Source organism: Candidatus Limnocylindrus sp., assembly GCF_040397235.1.
In the GTDB taxonomy this organism is placed as follows: Bacteria; Chloroflexota; Limnocylindria; order Limnocylindrales; family Limnocylindraceae; genus Limnocylindrus.
Genome location: NZ_JBBAWH010000007.1, coordinates 1,561 through 20,520, shown reverse-complemented (window position 1 = coordinate 20,520; position 18,960 = coordinate 1,561). Strand labels below are relative to the sequence as shown.

18 protein-coding genes, 1 other RNA gene and 1 pseudogene are annotated in these 18,960 nt (G+C 64.5%); 17 read left to right on the top strand and 3 right to left on the bottom strand.

The window, feature by feature from the left end:
* The 7 genes and pseudogenes from AC3LB0_RS05860 to AC3LB0_RS05830 form a co-directional block, all read left to right on the top strand.
* Positions 1–752 (top strand): annotated as a pseudogene (locus AC3LB0_RS05860) (hypothetical protein); the annotation flags it as partial.
* Between the two features lie 206 nt (positions 753–958).
* A complete protein-coding gene (locus AC3LB0_RS05855) occupies positions 959–2,227 on the top strand; it encodes a UbiA family prenyltransferase (protein ID WP_488650228.1) in 1,269 nt (422 codons plus the stop codon).
* A gap of 241 nt (positions 2,228–2,468) precedes the next feature.
* A complete protein-coding gene (locus AC3LB0_RS05850; RefSeq protein WP_488650227.1) occupies positions 2,469–3,317 on the top strand; it encodes a nitrilase-related carbon-nitrogen hydrolase in 849 nt (282 codons plus the stop codon).
* An 11-nt stretch (positions 3,318–3,328) separates the two neighbouring features.
* The gene (locus AC3LB0_RS05845; RefSeq protein WP_488650226.1) at positions 3,329–4,333 is read left to right on the top strand and encodes a TIGR03842 family LLM class F420-dependent oxidoreductase; all 1,005 of its coding nucleotides are present in this window, start codon (positions 3,329–3,331) and stop codon (positions 4,331–4,333) included.
* An 11-nt stretch (positions 4,334–4,344) separates the two neighbouring features.
* Positions 4,345–5,745 carry a dihydropyrimidinase gene (hydA, locus tag AC3LB0_RS05840; protein ID WP_488650225.1) on the top strand — a complete coding sequence of 467 codons (1,401 nt, stop codon included), beginning with the start codon at positions 4,345–4,347 and terminating at the stop codon, positions 5,743–5,745.
* Positions 5,746–5,798: 53 nt separating this feature from the next.
* Complete coding sequence (locus AC3LB0_RS05835; protein ID WP_488650224.1) at positions 5,799–6,449, top strand: Type 1 glutamine amidotransferase-like domain-containing protein; 651 nt, start codon at positions 5,799–5,801, stop codon at positions 6,447–6,449.
* A gap of 31 nt (positions 6,450–6,480) precedes the next feature.
* Entirely contained in the window at positions 6,481–6,888 is a 408-nt protein-coding gene (locus AC3LB0_RS05830) for a DoxX family protein (protein WP_488650223.1), read from the top strand.
* Here AC3LB0_RS05830 and AC3LB0_RS05825 read toward each other — a convergent pair.
* Positions 6,885–9,002, bottom strand: coding sequence for an acyltransferase family protein (locus tag AC3LB0_RS05825; RefSeq protein ID WP_488650222.1), 2,118 nt, complete (start codon positions 9,000–9,002; stop codon positions 6,885–6,887). The genes AC3LB0_RS05830 and AC3LB0_RS05825 overlap by 4 nt on opposite strands.
* Before the next feature lie 50 nt (positions 9,003–9,052).
* Here AC3LB0_RS05825 and AC3LB0_RS05820 point away from each other — a divergent pair, with 50 nt between their 5' ends.
* Together AC3LB0_RS05820 and AC3LB0_RS05815 are read left to right on the top strand one after the other, a co-directional pair.
* Positions 9,053–10,009, top strand: coding sequence for a nucleoside hydrolase (locus AC3LB0_RS05820; RefSeq protein WP_488650221.1), 957 nt, complete (start codon positions 9,053–9,055; stop codon positions 10,007–10,009).
* Positions 10,006–11,220, top strand: coding sequence for an MFS transporter (locus AC3LB0_RS05815; protein WP_488650220.1), 1,215 nt, complete (start codon positions 10,006–10,008; stop codon positions 11,218–11,220). The genes AC3LB0_RS05820 and AC3LB0_RS05815 overlap by 4 nt, the downstream gene beginning before the upstream one ends.
* Before the next feature lie 9 nt (positions 11,221–11,229).
* Here the strand turns inward: AC3LB0_RS05815 and AC3LB0_RS05810 are convergent, their stop codons facing one another.
* On the bottom strand, positions 11,230–11,445 hold the full coding sequence (locus AC3LB0_RS05810) for a CDGSH iron-sulfur domain-containing protein (RefSeq protein ID WP_488650219.1): 216 nt from the start codon (positions 11,443–11,445) through the stop codon (positions 11,230–11,232).
* A gap of 104 nt (positions 11,446–11,549) precedes the next feature.
* Between AC3LB0_RS05810 and AC3LB0_RS05805 the strand changes: the two genes are divergently transcribed.
* The 5 genes from AC3LB0_RS05805 (at position 11,550) to AC3LB0_RS05785 (ending at position 15,605) form a co-directional block, all read left to right on the top strand.
* Positions 11,550–11,705: a hypothetical protein gene (locus AC3LB0_RS05805; RefSeq protein WP_488650218.1), complete on the top strand. Its 156-nt coding sequence runs from the start codon at positions 11,550–11,552 to the stop codon at positions 11,703–11,705.
* 124 nt (positions 11,706–11,829) lie between these two features.
* On the top strand, positions 11,830–13,965 hold the full coding sequence (locus AC3LB0_RS05800) for a M60 family metallopeptidase (protein WP_488650217.1): 2,136 nt from the start codon (positions 11,830–11,832) through the stop codon (positions 13,963–13,965).
* A 27-nt stretch (positions 13,966–13,992) separates the two neighbouring features.
* Positions 13,993–14,121: a hypothetical protein gene (locus AC3LB0_RS05795; protein ID WP_488650216.1), complete on the top strand. Its 129-nt coding sequence runs from the start codon at positions 13,993–13,995 to the stop codon at positions 14,119–14,121.
* A 76-nt stretch (positions 14,122–14,197) separates the two neighbouring features.
* The gene (locus AC3LB0_RS05790; RefSeq protein WP_488650215.1) at positions 14,198–14,671 is read left to right on the top strand and encodes a nucleoside 2-deoxyribosyltransferase; all 474 of its coding nucleotides are present in this window, start codon (positions 14,198–14,200) and stop codon (positions 14,669–14,671) included.
* Positions 14,672–14,699: 28 nt separating this feature from the next.
* On the top strand, positions 14,700–15,605 hold the full coding sequence (locus tag AC3LB0_RS05785; protein ID WP_488650214.1) for a proline dehydrogenase family protein: 906 nt from the start codon (positions 14,700–14,702) through the stop codon (positions 15,603–15,605).
* A gap of 3 nt (positions 15,606–15,608) precedes the next feature.
* Here the strand turns inward: AC3LB0_RS05785 and AC3LB0_RS05780 are convergent, their stop codons facing one another.
* Positions 15,609–16,784 (bottom strand): PrnB family protein, encoded by a 1,176-nt coding sequence (locus tag AC3LB0_RS05780; protein ID WP_488650213.1) that lies wholly within the window; start codon positions 16,782–16,784, stop codon positions 15,609–15,611.
* A gap of 128 nt (positions 16,785–16,912) precedes the next feature.
* On the opposite strand from AC3LB0_RS05780, the gene ffs reads away from it, so the two are divergent.
* From ffs to AC3LB0_RS05765, 3 genes are all read left to right on the top strand, one after another.
* Positions 16,913–17,005, top strand: an RNA gene (gene ffs / locus AC3LB0_RS05775) — signal recognition particle sRNA small type.
* A gap of 56 nt (positions 17,006–17,061) precedes the next feature.
* On the top strand, positions 17,062–18,579 hold the full coding sequence (gene dnaX / locus AC3LB0_RS05770) for a DNA polymerase III subunit gamma/tau (RefSeq protein ID WP_488650212.1): 1,518 nt from the start codon (positions 17,062–17,064) through the stop codon (positions 18,577–18,579).
* The coding region (locus tag AC3LB0_RS05765) for a recombination mediator RecR (protein ID WP_488650211.1) at positions 18,576–18,960 on the top strand (385 nt) is incomplete at its 3' end. The genes dnaX and AC3LB0_RS05765, both read left to right, overlap by 4 nt.

Here is an 18,960-nt window from a genome sequence, read left to right as displayed (position 1 = left end):
TCCAGGCCTATGACGGCACGCACGGCTATGAACTCTGGCGCACCAACGGCACCACCACCGCACTAGTGATGGACATCAACACCGGCAGCAGTGGCACCGATGGCTCCGACCCGCGCTATTTCACCCCCCTCGGGGACTTCCTCTACTTCAACGCCACCGACGACACGCACGGCACTGAACTCTGGCGCACCAACGGCACCACCACGGAACTGGTGAACGACATCCGCAGCGGCGCCGGTAGCTCCTACCCGTACTATTTCACCGCCCTCAATGGCTACCTCTACTTCCGCGCCACCGACGCCACGCATGGCGACGAACTCTGGCGCACGGATGGCAGCACGATCACACTGGTACAAGACATCAACACCGGCACCAGCGGCGCCGATAGCTCCTACCCGTACTATTTCACCGCCCTCGGGGACTATCTCTACTTCCAGGCCACTGACGGCACGAACACCGGCCTCTGGCGCACGGATGGCACGGCCACAGAGAGCGTGCCGTTCCCGGTCGCAGGGCAGTACATCAGCTGCGACTGCTACGACACGAACATCGTCGCGGTTGGCGGTCGCCTCTACACCACGGTGTACAGCAGCGACACCGGCTATGAGTTCGCCTATCTCGATGAGCCGAGCTACGTGCTGCCAGAGACGAACCGTGATGGTTCGGTCTGGACGACCACACTGGTGATCCTGGCCGGCCTCACCGCTGCGGCCAGCATCGGTCTCCGGGTGCGAGGTGCCAGGCGCGCCTAGCTCTCGCTCTCAGAAACTGATCACGCCGCCTCCACCATCTGGTGGGGGCGGCGCTGTTTCTGGGCTTGACCCGCCCGCCACAAGCGTGAAGGCGAATGGGTTTCGGATTGGCGTGGCGGCGCAATCTCGCTGAAGGAATTTTGGTAGTATTTCGACAGAAATCACGCGGGATTTATTGCACCGCATGAATACTGAAGGAGAACCCCATGGCAACGACTGCAGCCGTAAAGAGCACGATCACCTGCGATATGGAGGGCCGACTCGAGACCTTCAACGCTGGCGCCGAGCAGGTGTTCGGCTATTCGGCCGCCGAGGTGATCGGCAAGGCACGCGTATCGCAGTTCTCGCCAGGCCTCGTGGTGCTGCAGAACGTGGCCACCTGGCTGAAGATCGCAAGCACCACCGGCAAATACGAGGGAGAGACCGTCTTCGTTCGTAAGGACGGCAGCCGCTTCCCAGCAACCATTCGCATCACCCCAACCAAGCGCGATGGCGTGCAGATTGGCTACTGCGGCGTCACGACGCCGCTGCCAGCGAGCGAGCTCTCTCGCGTCGAGCCGAAGATCAAGACCTTCACGAAGATCTTCCGCTGGATGGTGGTCACGCGTGCCCCGTTCCTTTCGGCGAGCATTATCCCGGTGCTGATCGCGGGCGCATACGCCGCACAGGTTTCGGCCTTCTCGTGGCTACCGTTCGTGCTGGCGCTCGTGGGCGCCGCCTCGGTGCACATTGCCGCAAACACCTGGAACGACATGTACGACTGGCAGAGCGGGGCCGACAAGATCAACCACGACTACTTCCTGCCGTACTCCGGTGGCAGCCGCGCGATTGAGCTCGGCCTCATCACCGAGGGCGGCCTCATGCGCATCGCCGTTGGCTCGCTCGTCGTTGCACTCACCTGTGGCCTTGGGATCGCCGCGCTCGGGTCGCCGATCGTGCTCCCCCTCGGCGTGCTCGGTGCAGCCGCCGCGTGGACCTATACCGCGCCACCAGTTCGACTCATCGCCCGACGCGGGCTCGGCGAGTTGCTGATCGGCGTCGCCTTCGGGCCGCTCCTCTCCGTGGGAGCTGTTGCCGCAATGACGGGAACCATCGATCCTGTTGCAGGGCTCCTCGGAGTTCCGGTTGGCCTGCTCACCACCGCAATCCTCTGGATCAACGAGTTCCCGGATGCGCCGAGCGACGCACTCGCCGGCAAGAACCACCTGGTCGTCACGATCGGCACGAGCGCCGCACGCTGGGGCTACGCCGCGCTCCTCGTTGGGGCGTATGGAATCCTGATCGCCCTCGTGGCTACGGGCGCACTCAAGTCCACGGCGCTGCTGGCGCTGCTCACGCTCCCAATCGCGGCTCGGGCCCTCACGGTGCTCTTCCGCGAGTTCGCCTCGCGAAAGCTCGTGCGCGCGAACGTGGGCACGATCGTGCTTCAGGGTGCGTTCGGATTCAGCCTCGCGATCGGTATTGCGCTCAGCTAGCGCCGAGCTCTTGTTATTGGTTTCTGATCACTCCGCCTTCACCAGCTGGTAGAGGCGGTGCTGTTTCTGGGTGGGGCTTTGGGTGAGCCGCACCCTCTCTTAGGTTCCCTTGTGGCGACTGGCCTGCCCGCTCTGCTGAACCTAAAAGTGGCCGCACGGTATGCCTCGGAACGGCGCTCCGCCACGGCAGGGCGCGGGCGTAGACTCACATGGTGAGAGCCCTTATAGAGACGGAGGAGTCATGGCACGCATCGTAAAGGGAGCGCTGCTCCAGGCTAAGTGGACCGGTGACAAAGAGTCGATGATCCAGAAGCACGAGGAGTATGCGCATAACGCTGCGAAGCAGGGTGCCCAGTTCATGCTCTTCCAGGAACTCTTCTACGGACCCTACTTTTGCCAGGTGCAGGACAAGCAATACTATTCCTACACTGAGTTGATTCCGGATGGCCCAACTACGAAGCGCATGCAGGCGCTTGCAAAAGAGACGGGCATGGTACTTGTTGTGCCAATGTATGAAGAGGACAGCCAGACGAGCGGCATCTATTACAACACTGCTGCCGTGATTGATGCCGACGGAAAGTACCTTGGCAAGTATCGCAAGACGCACATCCCAAACGTCAATGGATTTTGGGAGAAGTTCTATTTCCGCCCGGGGAATATGGGGTATCCAGTGTTTGATACGGCGGTTGGCAAAGTTGGCGTGTACATTTGCTACGATCGCCACTTTCCTGAAGGCGCTCGTGCCTTGGGGCTGAACGGCGCTGAGATCGTACTGATCCCATCGGCTACGTCGCGCGGTCTCTCCGAGCACCTCTGGCGCATTGAGCAGGTCAGCCACGCCGTGGCGAACGGGTACTACGTTGGCACGATCAACCGCGTTGGTATCGAGCCGCTCGGAGAGAATGATTTTTACGGACAGAGTTATTTTGTTGACCCGCGTGGCCAGTTCGTTGGCGAAGTTGGCGATGCGCACAACGAGGAGCTCCTCATTCGCTGCCTGAACCTAGACCTGATTCAAGAGGTTCGCCAAACGTGGCAGTGGTACCGAGATCGCAGGCCAGACGCCTATGAAGATCTCGTTCGACCGTAAATGTTTTGCACATGAAATTTGGGTTCACCCTTAAGCCAGATCATTCGATAGAGGAAACGTTGGAGCTCACGCGCCGCGCCGAGGCGCTCGGATTTGAGTACGGATGGCTGTTTGACTCTCATGTGCTCTGGCGAGATCCGTATCCGCTGCTCACGCTGATGATCGGCGCGACGAGCACCATGCGCTTCGGTACCTGCGTGACGAATCCGGCCACGCGTGAACCCTCGGTCACGGCAAGTACGCTGGCCGTGTTGAGCGAGCTCTCCAACGGTCGGGTTGATCTTGGGATTGGGCGCGGTGACTCGGCTCGGCGTGTACTAGGCAAGGCGCCAACCTCAATGAAGGATCTCGAGGCGGCGGTAACTCTCATCCGTGGCCTTGTTGCTGGAACGTCCATGGAGCACGAGCGCACCGCACTGCACCTCCCCTGGACGAAGGGCCATCGCCTTCCGGTGTGGATCGCCGGCTACGGGCCGATGGCGTTGAGCCTCGCCGGAAGGCTAGGAGACGGGGCACTCCTGCAGATTGGCGACCCTGACCTGATCCGTTGGTTTGCCGGGCAGGTGCAGGAGGCAGCAACGGCGAGTGGCCGGACGAGCCCAGTCGAGATCATGGCCGCAGCCCCCTCCTATATAGGTGACGTTGCCACTGGCCGCGAGCGTATCCGCTGGTTCCCGGCGCTGGTGGGCAATCACGTGGTCGACCTGATCAACAAGTACGAGGGTGCGCTGCCAGAGTCGCTGACGCGATATGTTCGCGACCGTGAGGGGTACAACTATTTGCATCATGCTGAGGTGGGTTCGTCGAATGCATCGTTCGTTACCGACGATATCGTGGATCGGTTCGGGCTTGTCGGCTCAGTTGAGGACCATGTCAATAAGCTTGTCGAGCTCGACAAGGCGGGTGTTACCCAGTTCAACCTGTACCTGATGAATGGCGATGAGGCGGAGCAGCTTGAGCTATTTGGTGCCCACGTCATTCCCGCCTATCGGGCCGCTGCGATCAACACGCACTAGCAGGGGGCTTTATGAGAACGGTGATTTCAGGCGGAATGGTGATCACAGCTGAGGGCTCACGCATGGCAGACGTGCTAATTGACGGCGAGTTGATTGTGGGCGTTGGTGCGACTTCAGATTTCAGCAACATGACGGTTGATCGCGTGATTGACGCCAGCGGCAAGTGGCTCATTCCAGGTGGCATTGATGTGCACACGCACATGGAGCTGCCGTTCGGCGGCACGTCCGCCAAGGACACCTTCTTTACTGGAACGCGTGCGGCGGCCTTCGGTGGGACTACGACGGTGGTCGACTTTGCGGTGCAATCCCGCGGCAAGTCGCTGCGTGACGGGCTCGACGCGTGGCACAGCAAGGCCGAGGGGCACGCCGCAATCGACTACGGCTTTCATATGATCATGAGTGACGTCAATGACGATACGTTGAAGGAGATGGATACCCTCGTTGCGGAGGGGATTCCGGACTTCAAGTTGTTCACCGCCTATCCGGGCGTCTTCTTTAGCGACGACGGCGCAATCTTCCGGGCGATGCAGCAGTCGGGAAAGAACGGCGGCATGATCATGATGCATGCCGAGAACGGCCTCGCCATCGATGTCATTGCCGGAGATACCGTAGCTGCCGGCATCACCGACCCGATCGGGCACGGATTGGCTCGATACTCGGGCCTGGAGGGTGAAGCTACGCATCGAGTAATCAGGCTCGCTGAGGCTGCAAAGGTCCCCGTCTATATCGTGCACCTCTCCGCGAAAGAGGCCCTGAAGAGTGTGCGTATGGCGCGAGAGGAGCGGCTCCCGGTCTATGCGGAGACCTGTCCGCAATACCTCTTCCTTTCGATCAAAGACCTTGGAGACGGGTTCAACGGCTCGAAGTTTGTCTGCTCGCCCCCTCTGCGCAGCGAAGACCATCAGCCAGAACTGTGGGGTGGGCTCGTTCGAGACGAGCTGCAGGTCGTAGCAACAGACCACTGCCCATTCGATTTTCACGGTCAAAAAGAGTTGGGACGCGACGATTTCCGCAAGATCCCCAACGGACTGCCTGGAGTGGAGGATCGTATCGACCTACTCCACGACGGCGGCGTGGTGACCGGCAAGATCACAAAGGAGCGTTGGGTTGAGATCTGCTCTACCGCTCCAGCGCGACTCTTCGGCATGTATCCAAAGAAGGGGGTCATCGCCGTTGGCTCTGATGCCGACATTGTGATGTATGACCCAGCGGCGAAGCGCGTCATCTCTGCCGCTACGCACCATATGGATGTTGACTACTCGTGTTACGAGGGACGCCAGGTACAGGGAACATCTGAGATCGTACTTTCGCGCGGTAGCATCATTGTTGAGGGGGGTACCTTCCTGGGCCGTGAGGGCGCCGGGAAGTTCCTGCGACGTGATCGAGCGGAGTATGCCCGTCGCGAACTGTGACCGTCTCCCTGGGGGCAATCGCACTTGTCGGCTCAGGAGAGTATCTGCCGGCGATGGCTACTCTGGAGCGGGATCTTATTGATGATGCAGTGCGACGCGGTAAGCCGCGACACTTCATGCAGCTCGCTACCGCCGCTGGCCAAGAGGGGGAGAGGAGCCTCACCTATTGGCGCGAGTTAGGCGCGGCGCAGGGCGAACGGATTGGTGTCCCTACAAGTTTCTTGCCAGTGTTCACGCGCGAACATGCCAACGACCCGCTCCTCGCAGCACGCGTGGCCGAAGCCGGTCTGCTCTATCTATCCGGCGGGAGCCCTGGGCATCTCGCCGAGACGCTGGTGGGGTCGCTGGTCGGTGACGCGATCATGGCGCATGTGCGCAGCGGTGGCGCGCTCGCCGGGTGCAGTGCCGGGGCGATGGTGCTCGGCACTACGGTGCCCACGTTTCGCTTCGGCGCTCGGGCCCCAGTTGCTGGCTTTGATCTGCTCCCCGGTATTCAGGTGATTCCACACTTCAACCGGCTCTTTGAGTTGGCGATCAAGGGCGCACCTGATTCAACGAGGCACCTCTTGGGCATTGAAAACCTCACTGCGCTGGTGCGTTGGAGCGCAGCTACGGAGTGGCGGGTGGTGGGCCATGGAGCGGTGCATCTACTGCGCGGCGGTCCGCGCCGACAGCTCGTTGTTGGGGAGTCGCTCGCTACTTGAGCACTCTGCCGTCGGCAGGTAGCCTTAGGACATGAGATTGGCGCAGTGGGCTCGACGCGTCAGTCAAATTGGGCTTGGGCTCTTCCTCACCTCTGCGGGCTACAGCCACCTCACGGTGAATCGCCTGGAGTTCCAGGCGCAGGTACCCACCTGGCTCCCGCTTGATCCCGACTTTGTGGTCCTCGCCTCGGGCGTCGTCGAGATCGCCCTCGGGCTCTCACTCCTGGCCTTGTGGCGTTTTCGGGCACACGTTGGGCTTCTTGCGGCGCTCTTCTTTGTGGCGATCTTCCCCGGCAACATCAACCAGTTTGTGAACGGCATTGATGCCTTTGGCCTAAACACCGACACGGCGCGGGGAGTGCGCCTCCTCTTCCAGCCGGTGCTGGTGCTGTGGGCGCTCTGGTCGACGGGGGCGCTGCGCCTCGTACGACGGGGCTAGCGAGGCGGAAGGTTCGCGATCACCTGTGCGAGCGCCGCACCGAGCGGCGTGGCAAGGTACTTCGCCATGGTGGTCGTGAGGTGATGGTGGTCGTGAAAGACCACGCGGCCGTCGATGATTGGCGCGCACTGGGTGCCTGGGCAGAGGGCGGCGGTGAAGTCGAAGATCGGTAGGTTGCGCTGCTCTGCAACGAGCAGGTCGCGCGCATGCCCGCGCTGGCCGTAGGCGGCACTCCTGGTGACCACGCACTTGGCGACGTTGCTGCGGTTGCGGGCGAGGCAGGTCGGAATGTTGTTCTGACCGAATGGCGTGTCCGAGAAGATCAAGGTAGGGAAGGGGATCTTGTCGAGCATGCGGCCAACAGCATCGGCGTAGTACTGCGGACGAATCTCGTTCGGCTTCCCCTCCTCGCGATACCAGGTGTGCGCGAGGATCACAAGCGCCGGGTTCAGCTGGGCGATCTTTGTCACGACATTGGCGCGCCACTTGGTGCATGAGGCGTATGACTTGCCGAGTCGATAAGCGTAGAGCTTCACATCCATGAAGGCGCAGTTCACCTTGGCAATCGGAATGATCTCGTAGTTGTACGCCTTGCCGATCGCGTCGAGGGCGGGCATCCAGTGCAGGGCGTGACTGTCGCCGAGCAGCACGATGCGCGTGCCACCCTTCGTGCCGTAGTAGCAGACGGGCACCGTTTCGCCGTAATGATCGCGGCTGCACTTCTTGTTCAAGATGTTGTCGGCATCGCCTGCAGCGCGATTGAGTGCCGGCTTGATGTTGGCCGGCACCGCGCCGGTGAGCTGGTGCACGATCGTGCCGCCGATCGAGATTGGTGCCCACGGCGTGGGGGAGGGGCTCACGAGGGCAGTGCTGGGGCTTGGTGATGGGCTGACGATGCTGATGCCCGGATCATCACTGGCGCCAGGCTCAGCTGAGGCGACATCTGGCGCAACGCCGACACCTGCGAGTGCGAGCACGAGGCTCGCCAGCACAACGCCGCCGCGACGCAGCACCGTGCCCGGCACCAGGCTTAGTACAAAGCCCTTACGGAACGGCTGCTCCACGAAGCGATACATGAGTGCGGCAACGAGCACGCTGGCAACCACCGCGAGAGCTGTGCTTCCTTCGTTCATGGTGATGCCGAAATACGTCGGCAGAATTAGGATCGGCCAGTGCACCAGGTAGAGGCTGTAGCTGATGCGCCCAATGGCACGCAGCGGCGCGAGCGAGAAGAGTGCGCGCATCGCCTTACCACCCGCTGCGCTAACGGTGCCGCGCAAGCCAATCGTGGCCATGCCACCAATGAGCGCCACTGAGGCTACGCCAGAGAGTGGCCCTGCAATGCCGGGGTAGCCCTTCTCGCCCGGAAGCAGCAGCGTGAGGGCGGCGATCATCACCAGGCCGATCGGCGCAAGGGGGATTCGTCGGATCGCGTTGCTGGCAAGGATTCGTGTCTCAAGCAGTGCGAGCAGGCCGCCCGCAGCGAGGCCATAAGCGCGCGTCGGCAGCAGGTAGTACGCCCAGATCGGCTCCGTTGGCGTCAGCAGTACGGCAGCGGCGGTAGAGCCGATGGCGATGACGGCAAGGGTGATCAGGATCGCGCGACGCTGGCCAATCTTCCAGGCGGCACCAAGCAGGAGTGGAACGACGAGATAGAACTGCTCTTCGACGCCGATCGACCAGAGCGGTAGCAGCGGCGACGGCTCGGTGCTGCTGAAGTAGTCGACGGCCTGCAGTCCGAAGGTGATGTTCGCGGCACCCGCAAGTGCGGCCGCACCGTCTTTTGCGGTGCGTGCCAGTGTCGTCGGGTCGTTCAGTAGGGCGACAACGGCAACGGTGAGTAGGATCGTTGCGGCAAGGGCGGGGGCGATGCGTCGAATGCGCCGCGCATAGAAGTTGCGGAAGCTGATCCCGTCTCCCGCCTCGAGGCCGCGCAGTAGGATCCCCACGATCAGGTACCCCGAGAGGGCGAAGAAGATGTCGGGTCCGAGTGCTGCGCCGGGGATCTGCAGGCCGGCATGCGCCGCCACCACCAGCCCCACGGCGAGCCCGCGCAGCCCTTCAATTTCAGGTCGAAAGGGGGTCTCACTCGCCTGGCGGGGGGTGCTCTTCATTCTTGCAGTATGCCCCACGGGGGTAGGCGCGGGTGCGCTAAGGTTCGCGCATGAGTACCGCCGCCAAGCGCCCCACGATGATCGTTGACTGCGACCCAGGGCACGATGACGTGTTCGCGTTGGTTGTGGCGAATCACTACGCCAATCTGATCGGCATCACCGCCGTCCACGGCAATGCGCCCCTCTCGCGCACACTGCCCAATGCCCTGATTGCCTGCGACGTCTTTGGCATCGGTGCCCCCGTCTTCGCTGGTGCAGATCGCCCACTTGTCGCACCGCCGCGCAACGCGCCGCACATTCACGGTGAGTCGGGGCTCGGGGGGCCAGAGCTGCCACCTTTGCGGCGCACCGCCGAGAAGGCCGGCGCCGTTGAGGCGATCATCGAGCTCGTGCGCAAGCACGAGGGCGAAGGGGTCTGGCTCGCGCCACTCGGCCCACTTACCAACATCGCCCTTGCCCTGCGCGCCGCCCCCGACCTTGGCAAGCGCATCGCTGGCATCTCGTTGATGGGTGGTGGCAACCTGCACGGCAACCACACAACACACGGCGAGTTCAACATCTGGGCCGACCCCGAGGCCGCCTCGACCGTCTTTAACTACGGCGGCCCGCTCAAGATGGTTGGCCTCAACACCACGCACCAGGTGGTGATCACCAAAGAGTTCGTGCAGCGCGTTCTCTCCCTCGGCACGCCGAAAGCAAAGTTCGCCGCAGAGCTACTCGACTTCTTCTCAACGACCTACGGCGTGCAGCACGGCACCTACGGCGGACCGCTGCACGACCCGTGCGCGATCTTTGCCGTTACGCACCCGCACCTCTTTGACCTGCGTGAGAAGCACGTCGACATTGAGCTGCACGGTGAGTTCACCCGCGGCATGACCGTGGTTGACGAGCGACCGATCGTGCAGTCGAAGAAAGAGAAGCCGAACGCCCTCGTCGCCTATGAGCCGAAGTCTGCCGAGATCTTCCAGTTGATCTACGAGGCGCTCGCCACCGCACCATCGGCGTGACCGCCGCGGCCACGAGGCGTCGCCTTCAGACCTCGCTCGTCCTCGGCGTTGGCCTCGGCAGCACTGGGTACATCGCCGCCATCACCATCGCCACGATCGTGGCGAAGCAGCTTTCTGGTGGCTCTAGCTTCGCTGGGCTCCCTGGGGCAACGATCGTGCTCGGTTCCGCCGCCGCCTCGCAGCTGCTCTCGGGCTTCATGGTGCGCTACGGCCGTCGCGCTGGGCTCGTGCTCGGTTACGGCATCGGTGCCGCTGGCGCGCTCGGCGCTGGCGTTGCCGTCGTGCTCTCCTCGTTCCCACTCTTCATCGTCGCCACTGCGGCGATGGGCTTCGCCAACGCCGCGAATCAGCTCTCGCGCTACACCGCCGCCGACATGTACCCCGAGACGGGACGCGCCTCGGCGATCGGCCTCGTCGTTTGGGGCTCCACGCTCGGCTCCATCGTTGGACCGAACCTGGTCACCCTCTCCGGAAACATCGCCGAGGGCTTCAATCTGCCACGACTTGCTGGCGTCTATGGCGTGCCGGTCCTCTTCGTGACTGCCGCCGCGCTCCTCACGCTCTTCACCCTCCGTCCGGATCCCGCAACCCTTGCACCAGCACCAGCGAGGGCAATCAAGCGCGCCAGCGCATCGCTCGGCGAGATGCTTGCCCGACCGCGCATCCTTGCCGCCGTCGTGGCGCTGATTGCTGGGCAGGTGGTGATGGTGCTGGTGATGACGATGACGCCGCTGCACATGACCGAGCATGGCCACGGTCTCGACGCCGTTGGCCTCGTCATCAGCGGACACACATTTGGCATGTTCGCCTTCTCGCCGATCTCGGGACGACTCGCTGGCCGCTTCGGCACGCCGATCATCATCGCCGCCGGCTTGGCGCTGAGCGCCTTCGCCTCGGTGCTCGCCGCAGTCGCACCGCCCGACGGGGGAACGGCTCTATTTGCCGCTCTCTTCTTGCTTGGTGTCGGTTGGAACTTCGGATTCGTCGCCGGCTCCGCACTGCTCACCGAGGGGCTCGACGGTGCCGAGCGCACCAAACTACAAGGGGCGACCGACGCAATGATCTGGAGCTCTGCCGCCGCTGCGGCACTCGGCTCGGGGATCGTCGTTGCCGTGGCGAGCTACACCGCGCTCGGACTCCTCGGCGCCGCGCTCATCCTGCTCCCAGTCGCTGCAATGCTGCGCGGCCGCGCCGCACTTCGCCGCTCCTAGCGGCGAGCGTTACGCCTTAGGCACGCGAACAGCGCTCTCGAAGCGCTCCTTATGGGAGCCGTCGCAGAAGGGCTTGTTGGCGGAGTGGCCGCAACGGCAGAGGCCGGCGGCTGGACCCTCGTGCGGAATCTCGTTCCCCTCAACGTCAACGATCGTGAAGTCGCCCTCCACGCGCAGTGAGCCGTTGTCCTTGACGGTGATCTTGACCTTCTGCTCGTCGCTCATGAAGCCCCCCTCTGTCGCTCTCTGGCGAAGTCGCCATGCGCAGCAGTTTACCCCGCACCCGCAACGCCGCTCCGGCGCCCGAGTGGCGTGCGCAATACTGCCTCATGAAGATCTATCTCGCAGGGCCACTCTTCTCCAATGCGGAGCGAGGCTTCCTTGACACCATTGCCGCCCGGCTGCGCGCCCTCACGGCCATGGCCGCGCCCGACTGTCGCAATTGTGTCTCGATAGGCATCCACGGCGATGCACTAACATACTGACGAAATGAGCTCTATGCGTCTTTCGCTCATCCTCGCGCTCGGGCTTACCGCGGCGCTATTAGCAGGGTGCAGCAGCGCAGCATCGACTCCAACCCCGGATGCCTCAGACGCGGGGTCCCAGCCCTTGCCGCTCGAGGATTTCCTGGCCCTGACGAACGGCGTGGCGCCCCTGCCAACTGGTGAGTGGTTGCCCTCGACGCTCGCGGTCACCGGTGACCTCGCTTTCCCGTTGCTCGTCGATGACGACGGGGATCCTTGGATGGCGTTTGGCCGCCGCGGCGCTGGCCGCTTCGTCGTGTCCGGCCACGAGACCCCGCTGTACTTCGGTTCGCAGCTGACCACCGCGGGCCGCGCGCTCATTGCGAATTGCGTGCGCTGGGCCGGCGGCGGTGTCGCTCCTTCAATTGGGGTCCAGCTGGGCCACGAAGACGTTCGCGACGAATTGCGTGCGCTGGGCTTCGCCGCTTCGATGGTGGCGCCGGCCGACGCATCGTCGGTCGACGTGTACGCCGTGATCTCTTTCGCGGCGCTGACGAAGGACGAGGTCGCTGACATCGATGCGCACCTGATCGCCGGCGGCGGTGCGCTCGCGGGGGGCACTGCATGGTGGTTCCCGACGGACATCGCGGCGACGTACCCCGGCAACGCGCTCGCGGCGGAGTGGGGTGTGCAGTGGACGTCGGGGTACACAGAGACTGCCTCCGCGTGGCCCTTGCTCGACGCGTCGTCGCTGGCGATGTCCCACGCAGGTCGAGCACTCGCATCCTTGGCAGCGGGAACGGCCGCCGACCCGGTGCGCGCGTCGCGCACGGTGCGCGAAGCGGCCCGCGCCGTGCGATGGGGGCATGCATTCCTGCTCGATGCGACGGCGTTTGCGGCCGAATATGGGCCGACGCTCGTCTCAGCCGCGAACCCTGTCGATGTGGCTGGGGACCCGGCCCGCGCCATCGCCGTGACGATTGCTGATGTGATTGCGGAGAAGGCGCCGCCCGCGGAAATCGTCGCAAATCCAGATCACGTGACATTCCCGGGAGAGGTCGCCGCCGATGCGCCGCGCATTTCTGTGACCCTTGCGATCGACGCCACACACGCCGGAATCGCCGACTCCTTTGGGTACGGTGACCCCGGCGCAGCGGCGTGGCGATCAACGGGGCGATGGGCAGCGGCCGGCGACATCGTCACGGTCGACGTTCCTCCCGCCCTGATTGATGCCGGGTTCGCCGTACAAATCGGCGCCCATTCGGACGAGCTCTGGCAGCTCGACACATGGATGCGGCACCCGGACATCGTGCGGAGGTTTTCAATTGACGGTGCGCACGTCGAGGTCGCATCCGCGTTTGGCGGACCCATCTACATCACGGTCCCTGTCGGCGCTGCGCTCGGCGCGCAAAAGGTGACGATCGCTGGTGCGATCCCCATGTCGACGTTTGTGCTCGGCACGACCACGAACAGCGAGTGGGCGGCTGCAGCGCACGTAACGCCGTTTGTCGAGCTCGCCAGCACGAAGTTCATCATGACGGTGCCTGCGTCCTCTTTCGTCCGTGCGCTGGCGGATCCCACCGCGCTCATGACGATGTGGGATAAAGTGCTTGATGCCGACGCGCACCTCGCGTCGATTTCGCGGTCGCGACCTCGTGCCGAACGCTTCGTATTGGACGCGCAAATCTCCAACGGGTGGATGCACGCGGGCTATCCGATCATGGGGTACGTGGAAGCGGAGCCCGCGCTCGTCAACATCGCGACCATACTGGGCGGCGGGTCGTGGGGGCCATTCCATGAGCTCGGCCACAATCATCAGCTCGCGGCGAGCGTCATCCCCGGCGCGACCGAAGTGACCGTCAACCTATGGTCGGTCTACGCATCCGAGAAGGTCGCCGGCGTGCCACGCGCTGCCGCGTGGGACGGCGACGTGCTGTCTACTGCGAATCGCGATGGCCGCGTGCAGGCCTACGTCAGCGGCGGCGCCGACTACTGGGGGGTCTGGGTGAACGACCCCGCGCTCGCGCTCGAAATGTACCTCGAGCTGCAGGAGCGCTTCGGCTGGGCGCTCTTCTCGGACGTATTCAGGAAGTATCAAGCAATGTCGTCGCCACCCACGGACGATCAGGGGCGCATTGACGTGTGGGTGACGACTTCATCGCGCGCCGCGGGGTTTGACCTCAGCCGTTTCTATGCCGCGTGGGGCATTCCGTTCTCGCCCAGCGTGGAGCGGGCGCTCGCAGACCTGCCGGATTGGACCGATCACCCGCTCGCGCCATGAGCGCGAGTGGTCGGACCACACGTGAAAGTGGACATATTTATTTACGGCTTCCTGGACCTCGCGGCCTACGAGAACTACTTGGCTGGGAAGCTTGAAGACTTTGATCTCGATCAGGGGAAGATCGACGCGGCACTTGGGGATCTCCCTAACGCGTAACGCAGGTTCAGCGGCTAACGCAGGTTCACCCGCAACGGAGCAAGCAGGAACCGAGGGGTTCGGCGAGAATGGTATGATGAAGATCTACCTCGCCGGACCACTCTTCTCCAACGCCGAGCGAGGCTTCCTTGACACCATTGCCGCCCGGCTGCGCGCCGAGGGCTTTGAGGTCTTCGTGCCACACGAGCAGTTCGCGGAGCAGAAGTTCATGCGCTCCGACGGCGATTCCACCGCTGACGAGGTCTACGCCGTAGATCTTGCTGGTGTGATGGGTGCAAACGCGGTGCTCGCCTGGCTCGATGGCACCCAGGTCGACGACGGCACCTCCGTGGAGATCGGCATCTTCAGTCGCCTTGCCGCGCAGGATCCTGCGCGCTACAAGGGGATCATTGGCCTCAGCACCGACATGCGCGTGGCACGCCGCAAGGGGCTCGTCCCGGCCGACGGCATCAACCTCTTCGTGGTCGGTGCGATCCGCGCATCCGGCGAGGTGGTCTGGTCGATCGACGAGGCGGTCGCCGCCCTCTCTCGCCTTCGCGACCGCTCCTAAGTCGCCGCAGCCGCGCTAGGATTCAGGGGTGAATCCTCTCTTTGCTCTTATCCGCACGGTGCTCCTGCGCATGAGTCGCGCCGCAGCGTTGGGCCGACTCGTGCAGCGCACGGCGTGGGGCCGTCGCGCCGTCCGCCGCTTCGTTGCCGGCGACACCATCCCTGTTGCTGTTGAGGTGGCGCTCGATCTGAAGCGCCGCGGCTTCACCGTCACCCTCGATCGACTCGGCGAAGCTTCCACTGGCGTGAGTGCTGACGCGTATGCCGCCGATGCGTGCGCCCTCCTCACGGCTCAGGCGGCAGCGGGCTTAGAGCCGAACGTCAGCGTCAAGCTCACCGCCATCGGCCTCAGCGAGGGAGACGCTGTTGCTGCCGCGCGGCTCGACCGTATCTTGGCGACGGCGCATGGCGTAAACGGCTTCGTGCGCGTTGATGCGGAATATCCAAACAGCCTCGATCAGATGTACAAGATCGTTGCCGCCGCGCGCGCCGCCGGTCGACCCATTGGTGCCGTGGTGCAGGCGAACATGCAGCGCTCGGCTGCAGACCTTACGATCCTCATTGCCGGGGGAATCCCCGTGCGCCTTGTGAAGGGCGCCTACGAACCAGGTGCGGAAGGGGTCGGCGATATTGAGGCGGTGAATGCGGCCTACCTTGCGCTTGCCGAACGGTTGATCGCAACGAACCTGCCGATTGCATTCGGCACACACGACGACCGCATCATCTCGAAGCTCGGCGCAGATGCACAAGCGCGCGGCGAGATTCAACTCCTGTACGGCGTACGCTCCGAACTCGCCGGGCAACTCGTTGCGAAGGGCTGGCGCGTGCGCATCTACACGCCGTACGGCCCCGACTGGTGGCCGTACTCGCTCCGCCGCATGGCCGAGCGCCCGGCAAACCTGCGCTTCGTGCTGCGGAGCTTCGTCGGCCGCTAAGCCCTAGCGCTTGGTGAGCGAAGACTCCGTCTCGTCGCGGTGCTTCTTCAAATACTTCATGAACGGTGTGCCGCCGGTGCCCACATCGGTCGGGTTCCCCGTTGCCGCCGCCGCCTGGCGATTGATGTACGTCGCGGCGTACTCAAGGTGCAGCGCGCGGAAGGCGCGGAGCACATCAACGGCACGATTGCGCGCCGCGACGAGCCCCGCCGGTGCGTTCTTGCCGAGTGCAACGACGCGGCTGAGCGCGGTTGGTCCCGCCTCGAACGCTTCGAGGAGTCCGACATGCTTGATCGGCATGTAGCGACGCATCTCCATCAGGTAGGTGCGCAGCTCGTCGGGTGCGTGCTCAACGCCGAGTACGGCATCGAGGCAGGGCACGATGGTGCTCTGCGCCCCCGTTTCGCCGCGGAACGTCTGCGGCTTGCCGGCATAGGCGGTGACCCCTTCGTACACTAGGCCACCTGGCAGGGCGGGGTTGTTGTACCAGCCGAAGATGTACGGACGCACGCGGTGGTAGTAGACATACGGATCGCACGATTCAGGCATGCGCTGCATGGTCGACAGAATCCCGTCGAGCGCATCGCCAAGGTCGCTTAACGCAACGGTGGCGCTGGCATCGTCACCCGCTGAGATCGCCGTTTGCGCTCGCGCGCCCGCGGCGAGTGCCGCGCCCGCACGTCGCTCGATGTCGACGTGAATCAGAATGAACCAGGCCTCATCGAGCCCACCCAAGAAGTGCTGCAGTAGTGCGATATTGCCGAGGGCGATCGGGCCATCTTCATCAATGCGGCGCCAATTCCAGAGCGCGTAGCTGGCGTACGAGAGGATCGGTTCGCGGCCGATCGCCGCGGCGACCTCATGCCATGGCACTGCGAGCCCGGCGGGAAGCGCGGACGGCGCCTCTGGCTGACCCCATACGTACGCCTGCCCCAGGTAGCTGAGGGTACGCATCGCCGCCTCAAGATCCTCCTCACTATTAAGCAGATCGGCGCGGAATGGTGGGAGCGCTTCGATGATCTCGCGAATGCGACCGGTCGGAATCAGGCTCGGCAGATTGCGCGCCGTCTCGTGCCACTCCGCATTGGCGAGTGGGATGGCGGTGCTAGGGTCGGCGAAGGGGAGGAAGCCGCGCTCCGCTGTAACGCCATAGGCGTGAAGGTCAACGGTGTGCCCCATGATCGCGCTCCAATCCGCTCTCGATCGCCCGAACGGGCGTTACGCGTAGGGTGCATCGTGTGACCCGCGGTGGGGGTGACCGTTGCGCGATCGGAGTGGGGCGGGTCGTCTATGATCGCCCTGCCGTCGGTCGGACTCCGCGCGACGACGCTCTGTGAACCGCGTCAGATCCGGAAGGAAGCAGCGCTAAGCGGATCGCGGCGGGCGCAGCGGATGGCTCGGCCGGCGGCACTCAGCGATTGCCGAGACTAGGTACATATAAGGAGGGGAGGGGAGCATGACGGAGCAGCTGGCAATCTATCGCCGCTACCGCGCCACAACCTTCGGTGAGCTGCGCGGTCAAGATCCGATCGCCAAGACGCTCCGCCGCGCCGTCGCCGACGGCCGACTCGGCCACGGACTCCTCTTCGTTGGCCCTCGCGGCACGGGCAAGACCTCGACCGCCCGCATCGTCGCCAAGGCGCTGAACTGCCTCGCCCCAACCGAGGGCGAACCCTGCGGCACCTGTCGCTCCTGCGTCGCCATTACTGCGGGCGCCACCTTCGACGTGGTGGAATCCAACGCCGCCACCTCGAACCGCATCGACGACGTGCGCGAGGACCTGATCCCACTCATCACCAACCCGCCAACCGACCTGAAGCGCAAGGTCCTGATCCTCGACGAGGTACACCGCTTCACCAACGACGCCTGGGACGCCCTGCTGAAGTGGCTCGAGGAGCCACCGCCAGGGATCGTCTTCATCTTCTGCACCACCGATCCATCCAAGATCCGACCGGCCGTCCTCTCGCGCCTGCAGCGCTTCGACTTCCGCCCGATCGCCCGCGCCGAGATCGCTGCCAAGCTCGAAGCCATCCTCGCGGCCGAGAAGCGGGTCGCTGAGCCGGCCGCCATCGAGCTCCTCGCTCGCCTCGCCGACGGCGGCATGCGCGACGCCGAATCGATGCTCGACCAGCTCCTCTCGTCAGGGGTGGACCCGCTCAAGGCGGCCGACGTCGAAGAGCTCCTCGGCCTCCCGGGCGCCGACCGCATTGAGCGCCTCGCCTGCGCCATCCTCGACGCCGACGCGCCAGCCGGCCTCGCCATCCTCGCCGAGTTCGAGGCCCGCGGTCGCGATCCCCGCATCATTGCCGACCGCCTGACCGACCTCGTGCGCCGCGGCCTGCACGCCGCCCTCGCTGGGGGCGGCACCGTGCCTGGCGATGCCGCCAAGCTCCCCGCCGGCCTCGACCTCTCCGACGGTGGTGGCGCCACCATCGGCCTCGCCGGCCGCACGCGCGAAGCACTCCTCGGCCTGGCTAACGCCCTGCGCCGCGTTGAAACAGGCCGTGGCGATGCCGACCTCCGCCTCGGCCTTGAGCTCCTCCTCCTCGGCGGCGGCACCGCCCTCGCGCTACCGGTCACCGCGCCAGCCCCTGCACCCGCTCGGGTTGCGGCACCTGCCCCCGCCTCCGCCGCTACAAGCACCTCAGCCCCATCCGCACCGCGCGCCGCCGTCCCTGCGCCAGCCCCCGCTCCTGCAACCCCTCCCGCCCCGCCGGCAACAGGGGAGTGGGGCGCCATGCTCGCCAGCGCCGATCCGGCCACGAAGCCGCTCCTCGCCGATGCTCGGCCCACGCTCAACGGCGACACCCTCGTGCTCAGCTATCCGCCCACAAAGAGCTTCCTGCGCCAGCGCGCCGAAGCGAAGCGTGAGCGCATCGAGGCGCTGGCCGATAAGGCCTACGGGCGCAAGATCGTCATTCAGTTCGGCGAGCTCGATCCCGACACGGCCCTTCGCGAGGTTTGGAAGGAGTGAGCAACGGCGCAGCGCTGCCGAGCTCCGTCGAGCGGCTCATTGAGGCGCTCTCCCGACTCCCAGGGGTCGGCCCCCGCACCGCCGAACGGCTCGCCTTCCACCTGCTGCGCACCCCCGAGCCTGAGGCGCTCGCCCTCGCTGGGGCGATCAGCGCCATGCGGGCGAACACCCGACCCTGCGCAATCTGTGGCCACGTCTCTGACGAGGAGCTCTGCCGCATCTGCCGCGACACCTCCCGCGACCTGGGCCTCCTCTGCGTGGTCGAAGAGGCGCTCGACCTGGTCGCCATTGAGCGCACCGGGGCCTTCCGCGGCCGCTATCACGTGCTCAACGGCGCCCTCTCGCCCATGTCGGGGATCGGCCCTGGCCAGCTCCGCATGA

Coding starts and splice junctions, on each gene's coding strand:
- dnaX (WP_488650212.1), top strand. CDS start 17,062: ATGACGGAGCAGCTGGCAATCTATCGCCGCTACCGCGCCACAACCTTC.
- AC3LB0_RS05810 (WP_488650219.1), bottom strand. CDS start 11,445: ATGAGCGACGAGCAGAAGGTCAAGATCACCGTCAAGGACAACGGCTCA.
- AC3LB0_RS05805 (WP_488650218.1), top strand. CDS start 11,550: ATGAAGATCTATCTCGCAGGGCCACTCTTCTCCAATGCGGAGCGAGGC.
- AC3LB0_RS05820 (WP_488650221.1), top strand. CDS start 9,053: ATGAGTACCGCCGCCAAGCGCCCCACGATGATCGTTGACTGCGACCCA.
- AC3LB0_RS05790 (WP_488650215.1), top strand. CDS start 14,198: ATGAAGATCTACCTCGCCGGACCACTCTTCTCCAACGCCGAGCGAGGC.
- AC3LB0_RS05830 (WP_488650223.1), top strand. CDS start 6,481: ATGAGATTGGCGCAGTGGGCTCGACGCGTCAGTCAAATTGGGCTTGGG.
- hydA (WP_488650225.1), top strand. CDS start 4,345: ATGAGAACGGTGATTTCAGGCGGAATGGTGATCACAGCTGAGGGCTCA.
- AC3LB0_RS05780 (WP_488650213.1), bottom strand. CDS start 16,784: ATGGGGCACACCGTTGACCTTCACGCCTATGGCGTTACAGCGGAGCGC.
- AC3LB0_RS05825 (WP_488650222.1), bottom strand. CDS start 9,002: ATGAAGAGCACCCCCCGCCAGGCGAGTGAGACCCCCTTTCGACCTGAA.
- AC3LB0_RS05855 (WP_488650228.1), top strand. CDS start 959: ATGGCAACGACTGCAGCCGTAAAGAGCACGATCACCTGCGATATGGAG.
- AC3LB0_RS05835 (WP_488650224.1), top strand. CDS start 5,799: ATGGCTACTCTGGAGCGGGATCTTATTGATGATGCAGTGCGACGCGGT.
- AC3LB0_RS05845 (WP_488650226.1), top strand. CDS start 3,329: ATGAAATTTGGGTTCACCCTTAAGCCAGATCATTCGATAGAGGAAACG.
- AC3LB0_RS05850 (WP_488650227.1), top strand. CDS start 2,469: ATGGCACGCATCGTAAAGGGAGCGCTGCTCCAGGCTAAGTGGACCGGT.